Here is a 10,325-nt window from a genome sequence, read left to right as displayed (position 1 = left end):
GGGGCAGAGGGCGGGCGGGTCCATCGCCCGCCACTTCTACCTCACGCACGCCCGCGAGCTGGAGGGGAAGGTGAGCATCCCGCCGTCCGAGCCCTGGACCGTGGGAGATGTGCTGCGCGCCCCGCCGCAGATGCACATCGACCACCTGCGCGTGCGGCTCGACCCCTCCCGGAGCGGGGAGACCGAACGCTTCCTCGTCCTCGACCTCACGGACCGGGACACCCGGGCGGGCCTGCACCTGCGGAAGTCCGTCTGCGAGTTCGTCGCGGACGTGGACCGCCACCCCTACGCGCCGGACGCCGTGGTGTCCCTGGACGCGCGGACCTGGGCGGAGCTCGGGACCGGGGAGCTCGGGTGGGCGGACGCTCTCGCGGGCGGCCGGGCGGCGGTCCGGGGCGAGGAGGCCGAGGTGATCGAGTTCTTCGGCTTCTTCGATCCGCAGCCTGCCGCCGGGAGTGCCGGGCAGGGCGCGGGCGACAGGTCTTCCGCAGCCGAGGACGCCGGGCCGATCCGTGCAGGCAGCGGACCCGTGCGGGGGAGCGGGACAGGGCTGAAGAACGGGACGGCATCGGTGGCCGAGGCGGAGGCGCCCGAGGCAGAGGCACGGAATGCACAGGCGCGCAGGGAGGTGCGAGATGCGTGAACGGAGGAGGGGCCTCGGGCGTGGTCTGCGGGTTCTGCGGGGTCTGGCCGCCGCGGCGACGGCGCTGGTCCTGGCGGGCTGCGGCGCGGCCGTCGTCCCGGACGATCCGGACGCGCAGCCGCGGCCCGGCGGCACGCTCAGCGTGGGCGTGGAGGCCAGCTGGGTCTCCCTGGATCCGCTGCGGGCGACCACGTACGTCAGCTACAGCGTGCTGCTGACCATGTACGAGCAGCTCTTCGACCTCGATGCCGAGGGCGAGCTCATCCCCAACCTGGCGACGGGCTACGAGGTGAGCGACGACGGGCTCACCTACGCCGTCTCCCTGCAGGAGGGCATCGAGTTCCAGGATGGGGAGGAGTTCGACGCGGACGCCGTCGTGACGAACGTGGACCGGATGCGCGATCCGGCCAACGGCTGCTCCTGCCTGGGCGAGATGGGGGTGCTCGAGGACGTCCGCGCGGTGGACGCCTCCACGGTGGAGTTCGAGCTCAACCGTCCGCACGCGGGATTCCCCGTGGCCGTGCTCGCCTCCGCTCCGGGCATGATGGCCTCGCCCCGGGCGATCGAGGAGACGGGCGGGGACCTGGGTGCCAGACCGGTGGGGACGGGACCGTTCGAGCTGGTGAGCGAGGTGGCGGACAGCTCGGTGCGGGTGAAGGCCTGGGACGGCTACCGCGATCCGGGGCGGCCCTACCTCGACGGAGTGGAGTTCCGGGTGATCGCGGACTCCGACTCCCGCTACTCCAGCCTCGCGTCCACCTCCATCGACGTGGCGGACAACGTCGCCTACAACTGGGTGAGCGATGCGGAGCTGGACCCCTCCATCCGCCTGGACCCGCAGGGCGCGGCAGGATCGAGCTTCGTCATGTTCAACACCGCCGAGGGGCGTCCGCTCAGCGATCCGGACGCCCGCCGGGCCGCGTGCATGGCGATCGACCCGGAACTCATGGACGACGCGCTCTACGGGGGCGACAGGCTCACCGGGCAGGAGTCGCCGTTCCCCACCGGGAGCACCTGGGACATGGGCGAGGTCGAGGGGTACGCCCGGCATGACGAGGAAGGGGCGCGGCGGCTCGTCGAGGAGCTGGGCGGGCTCTCCTTCGACCTGCAGCTCACCTCGAGTCCCGACAACACCCGGGCCGCCCAGGCCCTCGAGTCGCAGTGGGGTGCCGTGGGCATCGACGCGCGCCTGCGGCCCACGGATCAGCCCACCCTGGTGGACGACGCCTTCAGCCACGACTTCGACGCGATGCTCTACCGCTGGCGCGGGGCGATGGACCCGGACGGCAACGTCAACCGCTGGTTCAACAGCGCGCTGGCCACACCGGACGCACCCAGCTCCAACTTCAACCTCGTGGCCGACGAGGAGCTCGACGGTCTCATGCTGGCGGCTGCGGCGGAGCCGGACCCCGCACAGCGGAAGGAGCGGTACCGGGAGGTCTCTCTCAAGCTCGCGGAGCTCACTCCGTACTGCTACCTGTGGGGAGCGGACTGGATGCGGATGAGCCTCGTGAACGTCCACGGGATCCCCGCGCGTCCGGACAACATCATGATGCTCCGCGACGCCTACAAGGTGGAGGAGTGAGGGGGCGGAGGCGCATGAGGCGGGCGCGCGGTGCACGGTCAGACGCCGAGGAGCGCTCCTCGGGCTGCGGCTCGTGCCCGCTCTCCCCGCCTACCCCTGTGCGATCCGTGCCTGCACCAGTGCGTGCAGGTGCTCGCTGAAGGCGACGATGCGCACTGCCTCCACCTGTGTCTCGCACGTGCGGAGGGTGTCGACGGCCGCCGCGACGGCGTCGTCGAGCGGCCAGCCGTAGACGCCGGCGCTGATGAGCGGGAAGGCCACGGCGGACGCGCCCAGTTCGTCCGCGACCGCCAGCGAGCGCCGGTAGCAGGAGACGAGGAGGCGCCGGTCCCGCTGACCGGCTGAGTGGTTCGGCCCCACCGTGTGGATGACCCAGCGCGCGGGGAGTTCCCCGGCGGTGGTCCAGCCGGCATCTCCGGTCGCCAGGCCGTGCGGGAACCGCTCGATGCAGTCGGCGAGGATCGCGGGCCCGCCCGCACGGTGGATCGCGCCGTCCACGCCTCCGCCGCCGCGCATCGCGGTGTTGGCGGCGTTGACCACCGCGTCGACGTGCTGAACGGTGATGTCTCCGAGAACGGCGGTGAGCTCGACCATGCCCTCAGTGTGGCACGGCCGGTTCCTCCGGGGGTGGGCGCAGACTGACGCTCCAGCGGCGCCGGAGCGTCAGTTCGCGCTCACTGATCATGGCGGCTCGCGCGCCGCCCGGCTCAGCCGGCGAAGGCGGTGGCGAGGACGCCGGCCAGCAGGAGGACGCGGTCATCCATGTCTGCCTCCAGCACGTGCTCGCTGCGGGCGTGCGGACCGTTGCCGCTGGCGCCGAGGCCGTCGAGCACCGGCACGCCGAGGGCGGACAGGAAGTTCGCATCGCTGCCGCCGCCCACGGAGCGCTGTCCCAGCGGCGCCCTGACCCGGTCGGCCACCTGCTGCACCGTGCGCAGCAGCGCACGGCTGCCGTCCGTGAGCGCCATGGGCGGCCGGTTCCAGCCGCCGCCCACCGTGAAGGAGACCCGGGGATCCGCGACTGTGAGGCCGGAGAAGAGCCGGTCGATCCGGGCGGCCTCCTCCGGCGTCGTCACGCGCACGTCCACGGAGGCCCGGGCGCGGCCCGGCACCACATTGCGTGCGGTGCCGCCGCTCACGGTGCCCACGTTCACGCTGGTGCCGGCCGCCAGGTCGGTGCCCCGGTTCAGCTGGAGGACCAGCTCGGCGAGGGCGGTCACGGCGCTCGCCCCGCCCTCGGGGTCATTGCCCGCGTGGGACTCCACCCCGGCCACCTCGAGGGAGAACACTCCCACGCCCTTGCGCTCGACCTTGAGGTCCCAGTCGACGCCGGGCTCGATCACCAGTCCCGCGTCTGCCCCGGCGGCCTCCCGTTCGATGAGGGGACGGGAGGAGGGGCTGCCGAGTTCCTCGTCCCCGTTGAGCACGAAGGTGAGCGAGGGCAGCTGCAGCCCGTGGGCGCGCGCCAGCCGGACGGCGCGGAAGCCGGTCACGAGGCCGGCCTTCATGTCGAGGACGCCCGGCCCGCGGACGATCCCGTCCTCGACGGAGAAGGGGATCTCCCCGAGCGTGCCCAGCGGCCACACGGTGTCGTAGTGGCCCACGACGACCACGCGCCCGGGGAGCTCGCCCGGCACGTCGAGGATCAGGGTGGGGCCGTGCTCCTCGTGCGCGTGCAGCTCTACGCGGCCGAGCGGACCCATGAGGGTCTCCGCGCAGCCGAGGAGCTCCCGGGCGGCCGCGTCCAGGGCCGCGGGGTCCGCGCTGGGGGTCTCGGTCTCCACGAGCGCCCGGAGGTCGTCGAGGGCCTCCGCATGCTCGGCGGCGGCCTGCGCGCGCATCTGCGGCAGGGCCGCGAGGAACGCGCGGAATGCGGCGGAGGCCGGAGCGTCGGGAGCAGAGCGGGGGCCGGCCACTGCGGCTGGGGACGTCGGGGCGCCGGGAGGCGTGGCTGCGGTGCTCATCGGGCGCTCACCCCCGGTCCCAGCGGCAGGCCAAGCAGGTACCAGATGATGAAGATCGTGAGCCAGACGACCAGGTTCACGAGCGCCAGCGGCAGCACGAGCGACATGAGCGTGCCGATGCCCGCGCTGGGGCGGTGGCGGCGGATGAAGCCCAGCGCCATGACGAAGTACGGGCTCATGGGCGTGAGGCTGTTGGTGGGGGCGTCCGCGATGCGGAACATCGCCTGCGTGGTCTCCGGGGCGATGTCCAGGAGCATGAGCATGGGCACGAGGACCGGGGCGACGAAGGCGTACATCGCGGAGCCGGAGGTGAGCACCAGGTTCATGCAGCTGATGAGCAGGACCGCGGCGATGAAGATGACGACCGGGGTGGCGCCCAGCTTGTCCAGGGTGGAGGCGCCCTCGATCGCGACGATCTGGCCGATGTTCGTCCACTTGAAGTACGCGAGGAACTGCGAGGCCGCGAAGAACAGGACGATGACCGGGACCAGTTCGCGCACGCCCGGGGCCATGAGCTCAGGGATGTCGCTGAACTTCTTGATGCTGCCCTGCACCACGCCGTAGGCGATGCCCACCGCGGCGAAGAACAGCATCATCACCACCGCGATGTTGTCCATGAGCGGGGAGTCGAGGATCTCGCCGGCGTCGCCGCGCAGCGGTGAGCCGGTGGGCACCATCACGAGGACGACAGCGGCGGCGAACACGAGGGTCGCGATGCCCGCTGCGAGCATGCCCCGGCGCTCGTTCGTCTGCAGGTCCATCGCGGGCAGGGGCTCCGCATTCACGGAGGGCTCCGCAGCCTCCAGCGCCGCCACGCGCTTGGCCACCACCGTCTCCACCACGATCGTGATGGAGACGGCGAGGATCAGCGCGGAGATCGCGGAGAAGTAGTAGTTGGAGAGGGGGCCCACGCTGTAGTTCGGGTCGATGGTGTGCGCGGCGGCGGTGGAGAGCCCGGCGAACACGGCGTCGGTGCCGCTGGGGAGCAGGCCGATGCTGCTCGCACCCCCGATCGAGACGTAGGCGACGACGGCGCCGATGATCGGGCTGCGGCCCACCGCGCGGTAGGCGATCATCGCCAGCGGGATCATCACGGCGAAGGCCGCGTCGCCGGCGATCTGGGCGACCATCGCGGTGAGCGCGATGGTGAAGGTGACGTAGCGCGGGGAGACCCGGGAGAGCATGCCGCGCATGAGGGCGGGCAGGAGTCCGGTGGCGTCCGCGATGGACACGCCCAGCGCCACGACCACGATGAGCCCCAGCGGCGGGAAGTTCACGAAGTTCATGATGGCGTCGCCCAGCATCATCCGCACGCCGTCGTAGGACAGGAGGTTCTGGACCACCACCTCCTCGCCGTCCGCGGGGTTCGTCGACGAGACGCCCATGCGGGAGAGCACCGCGCTCAGGCCCGCGACGATGATCGCCAGGCCCACGAAGATCCAGAATGGGTGTGGGAGCTTGTTGCCCGCGCGGTCCACGGCCTCGAGCACCTTGAGCACTCCGGCGGAGAACCGGGACTCCGTCTTCGCCTGTGCGTCCTGCCCGCTCCGCTCGCCCTGAGGCGGATGCGCGGGGCTTCCCTCCGATGCCACGTCTGCAGACATTGCGGCTCCCGTTCTGCTGTTCTCCTGACGGAGCGAACGGACGTCCCGTGCTCCGGGTGATCGTGCTCCGGCGGGTACGCCGGGAGCGGCACAGCAACCGCGCGCTGCGGAACCGCAGTCGGAGCGTTGCGCGTATCTGGTGATAACGATCACGAATGGAGTAGATGATGCACGAAGTGGACGCATTCGCGCAAGATCATGCAGAAATCGCCTGGATATGATGGGTGTGTGGAGCACATCGACGACGTGGACGCGGCACTCATCGCGGCCCTGCAGCACGCCCCTCGCGCGCCGGTGGGCGGTCTCGCGGAGGTGCTGGGGGCCTCGGCGAGCACTGTCAGCCGCCGTCTGGCCGGACTGCGCGGGCGCGGCGTCATGCGCGTGTCCGCCTCCGTGAGCTGGTCGCTGCGCAGGACCGGCCACCCCGTCTTCGCCTGGATCTCCTGTGAGCCGGGCTCCGTGCGCACAGTGGCCGCTGCGCTCTCCGCGCTGCCGGGCATGCAGTCCGTCTTCGTGCTCGCCGGGTCCGCGGACATCCAGTGCCTCGCGCACCCCACGCAGGACATGGACGCGGCGGCGCTCGTCCTCGACGTCATGCCGCAGATCGCCGGGGTGGCGCGCGTGGAGTCGACCCTCATCCTCGCGACCTCGACGCGCAGCAGCGAGTGGCGCGCCCCCGGTCTCCTCACCGAGGCGCAGACTGCGCAGCTGCCTGCTCTGCGCCGGGCCTCAGAGCCCGCAGCACCCGCGGGCGGTGAGGGCAGGGGGCCTCATGAGCTCCGCCCCATCGAGTTGAGGGTCGCGAACCTGCTGGTGCAGGACGGGCGGATGAGCGTCAACGACATCGCCGCCGCGCTGGAGGTCACCCGCACCACGGCGCGCAGGGCGCTCGAGGGCGTGCTGACGAGCGGGCTGGTGCGCCCGCGGGTGGACGTGGAGCCGCGGTTCCTGGGCTTCCCGCTGGGGTTCTCGGCCTCGATCCGCAGCCGGCCCTCCGCGCTCGCGGAACTCCTCGAGGAGCTCGCGGGGAACGTCCACGCCCGCATGGTCGCCATGACGGCGGGCTCGTCCTCGCTGGTGGTCCAGGGCAACGTCCGCGACGAAGCGGGTCTGCGCTCCTTCATCTCCGACGACCTCGGTGCGCACCCCGGCATCACGGACCTCAGCGTCTCCGTGGTTCTGCAGACGGTCAAGCGCAACTGGCGGCCCATCTCGTCGGAGGGGCTCACCGAGGCGACGGATCTGCGCCTGCCGGAGTAGGCCTCGGGCGCGGCGCGGCGCGCGGCCCTGGGTGGGACCGCGGGTGCGGTGCGGCTTGCGGCCCTGGGTGCGGTCCGGATCCGGTCCGGCACGGCCCAGCTGCTTCTCAGCCCAGGTCCGGCCTTCGCTGCCAGTGGCCGGTGGCGTCCTCGAAGCACTCGGCCGCGTCGAGCAGGAGGCCGTCCCGGAACTCCGGTGCCACCATCTGCAGCCCCACCGGCAGGCCGGTGGACGAGAAGCCGCCGGGCACGGACAGGCACGGCAGGCCGGTGGCGCTGATGAGCGTGGCGGCGCGCATCCAGTCGAGGTAGTGCGGGGTCGCCGTACCGGCCACGGAGGTGGGGAACTCGAGCTCCGCCGCGAAGGGCAGCACCTGCACGGCCGGCGTGACGAGGAGATCGCACTCGGAGAAGAAGGCCGTCGTGGCCCTGCGCAGACGCGCGCGGGCCGCACCGGCGGAGAAGAGGTCGTCGACGGTGAGACGCAGGCCGTGCTCCACGTTCTCGCGCATCGTCGCCTTGATCTCGTCACCGCGGGTCCGCACCAGCTCGCCGTAGGAGGCCGCGAAGTCGTAGGCGCGGGTGGTGAGGAAGACCTCGTCCGCATCGCGCAGGTCCGGCGTCGCCTCGACCACCTCCGCGCCCAGTGCGGCGAGGACTTCGAGCTGAGGCTCGAGCACGCGCAGCACCTCCGCCTCCACCGGCACGCCGAGGCCGAAGTCCGCCGTCCAGCCCACCCGCAGTCCCGTGAGGTCGCGGCGGCGCCGCTGGGCGTAGGCCCCGTCCTCGGGTGTGGGGTGGGGGCTCTGCGGGTGCGGGCCGGTGACCGCGCGCATGAGCATCCGCACGTCCTCCACGCGCCGTCCCAGGAATCCCTGGCGGGACACCCAGGCCCAGGGGTTCGCCGCGGGCCACAGCGGGATCCGGCCCTGGTCCGGGCGGTAGCCCACCAGATTGCAGAAGGAGCCGGGGGTGCGCAGCGAGCCGCCCGTGTCCGAGCCGTCGCCGGCCGGCTGGATGCCCGCGGCGATCGCGGCCGCAGCCCCGCCGCTGCTGCCGCCGGCGCTGCGGCTGGTGTCGTAGGGGTTGAGCGTGGTGCCGAACAGGGGATTGAAGGTGTGGGAGCCTGCCGCGAACTCCGGCACGTTGCTCTTGCCGGAGGAGACCACGCCGGCGGCCTGGAGCCGGTCGATGATGAGCGCGCTGCGCTCCGGGACGCTGTCCGCGAAGAGCGGTGATCCCAGCGTCGTGCGGATGCCCTTCGTGGCGATCGAGTCCTTGTGCGTCATGGGCACGCCGCACAGCTCCGGAGCCGGAGGCGCACTGCCGGCCGCGGCGGCGCGCAGGCGGACGTCCGCCTGTCGCGCCCGCTCCCGTGCCCCCTCCTCGTCGAGGGTGACGACGGCGTTGACCTCCCCGTTCACCTCGCCGATGCGCGCCAGATGGGCGTCGAGCGCCTGCTCCGCCGTCAGCTCTCCGGTCTGCAGGAGCCCGGTGAGCTGTCCGAGGGTGAGCGAGGGGAAATCCGTCATGGCTGCGTGCCTCCTCCGGTGCGTGCGGGAACGGCGCGGGTGCGCATCCCGGCGCCAGTATCGCCGGACGGTGGGTGACGGCGGTCACGGCCGGCGAGGGGTGCGGGATTCGGCCACGGATGAGGCCGAGTCCCGCCCCGGCCCCCGTTCTCGGGCCGAGTGCGTGGCGCGGAGGTCGCCGTTCCGCAGAATGTGACTCGTATCACCGCACGACGTGCGTGAAAGCGGCATGAAGGAGGACCCCATGGCGACACCCCCAGTCCTGCGCGCCAGCGAGGACAGCTCCCTGTCCGGAGGGATGCGGCGGCTCTTCCGCGTCCTCGAGGTCATCGAGGCGGTGGGCAACAAGCTGCCCCACTCGTTCTGGCTGTTCTGGATCCTGTCCGCGATCCTCGCGGTGGTGAGTGCGCTCCTGGCCGCCGGCGGGGTGGAGGTGACGCCTCCGGGTGAGACCGAGGCCGTCTCCGTGCAGTCGATGCTCTCCGGGGAGGGTGCGGCGATGGTGTTCGGCACGGCTCTGGAGAACTTCGCCTCCTTCGCGCCGCTGCCCATCATCGTCAGCGTGATCATCGGCGTCGCGGTGGCCGAACGCTCCGGCGTCCTCGCGACCCTGCTGCGCATCACGATCGAGCGCCTGCCCGCCACGTGGGTGACCTTCTCCGTCGCCTTCGCCGGCATGATCTCGCACGTGATGTTCGACGCGGCGTTCATCGTGCTGCTGCCGCTCGCCGCACTGGCCTTCCGGTCCGTGGGCCGCAGTCCCGTCCTGGGCATCCTCGTGGCGTTCGGCTCCATCTCCGCCGGGTACAACGCCTCACCGCTCGTCACGCCCTCGGACGCGATCCTCTCCTCGCTGTCCACGGAGGCCGCGCGGATCGTCGACCCCGAGTACGTGGTCTCCCCGCTGGGCAACTACTTCTGGGCGATCGCCTCCTCGATCGTCCTCTCCATCACCATCACCCTGGTCGTGGAGCTGGCCCTCGCCAAGCGCGCGGACCTGCAGGCGGACGTGGATGCGCTCGAGGACGACGGGGCCCGCCTGAGCGTGAGCTCCCGCGAACGGCGCGCGCTCCTCACCTCCTTCGCCGTCCTCGCCGTCTACGTCCTCGTCATCGTGGCGGCCCTCGTGCCGGAGGGCTCGCTGCTGCGCGGGGAGGACGGCGGCCTCGTCCAGTCCGTCGTCATGAAGAACATCGCGGTGTTCATCGGGCTGGGCTTCGTGCTGCTGGGCGTGGTCTACGGGCGGATGGTGGGGGAGTTCACCTCGCTGCGGGACGTGCCCGAGGCGATGGCCGGCGGCCTGCGCACGCTCGCGCCCGTGCTCGTCCTCTTCTTCGCCATCAGCCAGTTCCTCGCCTACTTCAAGTGGACCGGGATCGGCACCGTCATCGCCGTGAACGGCGCGGGCTGGCTGCAGACCGCGGGGATGCCGCCCCTGCTGCTGTTCATCCTCGCGATCCTCCTCATCTCCGTCATGAACATCATCATCACCAGCGGCTCTGCGATGTGGTCGCTGCTGGCGCCCATCCTCATCCCCATGTTCATGTACCTCAGCATCCCGCCGGAGACCACACAGCTCGTCTACCGCATCGCGGACTCCTGCACCAACGCCATCACCCCCATGAGCGCCTACTTCGTCCTGGCCCTCGGCATGGTGCAGCAGTACCGGAAGTCCGCGGGGATCGGCACCGTCGTCTCCTTCACCCTCCCGCTGGCGATGTCGATGCTGGCGGTCTGG

The 10,325-nt window shown here is 71.7% G+C and carries 8 protein-coding genes; 4 read left to right on the top strand and 4 right to left on the bottom strand.

The window, feature by feature from the left end:
- Both Q0A33_RS13890 and Q0A33_RS13885 read left to right on the top strand, forming a co-directional pair.
- The coding region (locus Q0A33_RS13890) for an alkyl sulfatase C-terminal domain-containing protein (protein WP_291798015.1) at positions 1 to 643 on the top strand (643 nt) is incomplete at its 5' end.
- A complete protein-coding gene (locus Q0A33_RS13885) occupies positions 636 to 2,228 on the top strand; it encodes an ABC transporter substrate-binding protein (protein ID WP_291798012.1) in 1,593 nt (530 codons plus the stop codon). The genes Q0A33_RS13890 and Q0A33_RS13885, both read left to right, overlap by 8 nt.
- 90 nt (positions 2,229 to 2,318) lie before the next feature.
- Here Q0A33_RS13885 and Q0A33_RS13880 read toward each other — a convergent pair whose 3' ends face one another.
- The 3 genes from Q0A33_RS13880 to Q0A33_RS13870 all read right to left on the bottom strand — a co-directional run bounded on the left by Q0A33_RS13880 (position 2,319) and on the right by Q0A33_RS13870 (position 5,796).
- Positions 2,319 to 2,822 carry an O-acetyl-ADP-ribose deacetylase gene (locus tag Q0A33_RS13880; protein WP_291798009.1) on the bottom strand — a complete coding sequence of 168 codons (504 nt, stop codon included), beginning with the start codon at positions 2,820 to 2,822 and terminating at the stop codon, positions 2,319 to 2,321.
- 113 nt (positions 2,823 to 2,935) lie between these two features.
- Positions 2,936 to 4,192 carry a M20 family metallopeptidase gene (locus tag Q0A33_RS13875; protein ID WP_291798006.1) on the bottom strand — a complete coding sequence of 419 codons (1,257 nt, stop codon included), beginning with the start codon at positions 4,190 to 4,192 and terminating at the stop codon, positions 2,936 to 2,938.
- Positions 4,189 to 5,796 (bottom strand): AbgT family transporter, encoded by a 1,608-nt coding sequence (locus tag Q0A33_RS13870; protein ID WP_291798002.1) that lies wholly within the window; start codon positions 5,794 to 5,796, stop codon positions 4,189 to 4,191. Before Q0A33_RS13870 ends, Q0A33_RS13875 begins: the two co-directional genes overlap by 4 nt.
- A gap of 228 nt (positions 5,797 to 6,024) precedes the next feature.
- Between Q0A33_RS13870 and Q0A33_RS13865 the strand changes: the two genes are divergently transcribed.
- Positions 6,025 to 7,056 carry an Lrp/AsnC family transcriptional regulator gene (locus Q0A33_RS13865; protein ID WP_291797999.1) on the top strand — a complete coding sequence of 344 codons (1,032 nt, stop codon included), beginning with the start codon at positions 6,025 to 6,027 and terminating at the stop codon, positions 7,054 to 7,056.
- A 106-nt stretch (positions 7,057 to 7,162) separates the two neighbouring features.
- Here the strand turns inward: Q0A33_RS13865 and Q0A33_RS13860 are convergent, their stop codons facing one another.
- Positions 7,163 to 8,587, bottom strand: a complete 1,425-nt coding sequence (locus Q0A33_RS13860) for an amidase family protein (protein ID WP_291797995.1) — start codon at positions 8,585 to 8,587, stop codon at positions 7,163 to 7,165.
- Positions 8,588 to 8,831: 244 nt separating this feature from the next.
- On the opposite strand from Q0A33_RS13860, the gene Q0A33_RS13855 reads away from it, so the two are divergent.
- On the top strand, positions 8,832 to 10,325 hold a 1,494-nt coding region (locus Q0A33_RS13855), incomplete at its 3' end, for an AbgT family transporter (RefSeq protein WP_291797991.1).

The sequence above is a fragment of the Brevibacterium sp. genome (genome assembly GCF_022712115.1).
Classification (GTDB): Bacteria; Actinomycetota; Actinomycetes; order Actinomycetales; family Brevibacteriaceae; genus Brevibacterium; species Brevibacterium salitolerans.
This window is presented reverse-complemented; position numbering and strand designations above follow the sequence as displayed.

What these genes read in the sequence shown, in the direction of transcription:
- Q0A33_RS13860 (WP_291797995.1), bottom strand. Translation starts at nt 8,587, where the DNA reads ATGACGGATTTCCCCTCGCTCACCCTCGGACAGCTCACCGGGCTCCTG.
- Q0A33_RS13870 (WP_291798002.1), bottom strand. Translation starts at nt 5,796, where the DNA reads ATGTCTGCAGACGTGGCATCGGAGGGAAGCCCCGCGCATCCGCCTCAG.
- Q0A33_RS13885 (WP_291798012.1), top strand. Translation starts at nt 636, where the DNA reads ATGCGTGAACGGAGGAGGGGCCTCGGGCGTGGTCTGCGGGTTCTGCGG.
- Q0A33_RS13875 (WP_291798006.1), bottom strand. Translation starts at nt 4,192, where the DNA reads ATGAGCACCGCAGCCACGCCTCCCGGCGCCCCGACGTCCCCAGCCGCA.
- Q0A33_RS13880 (WP_291798009.1), bottom strand. Translation starts at nt 2,822, where the DNA reads ATGGTCGAGCTCACCGCCGTTCTCGGAGACATCACCGTTCAGCACGTC.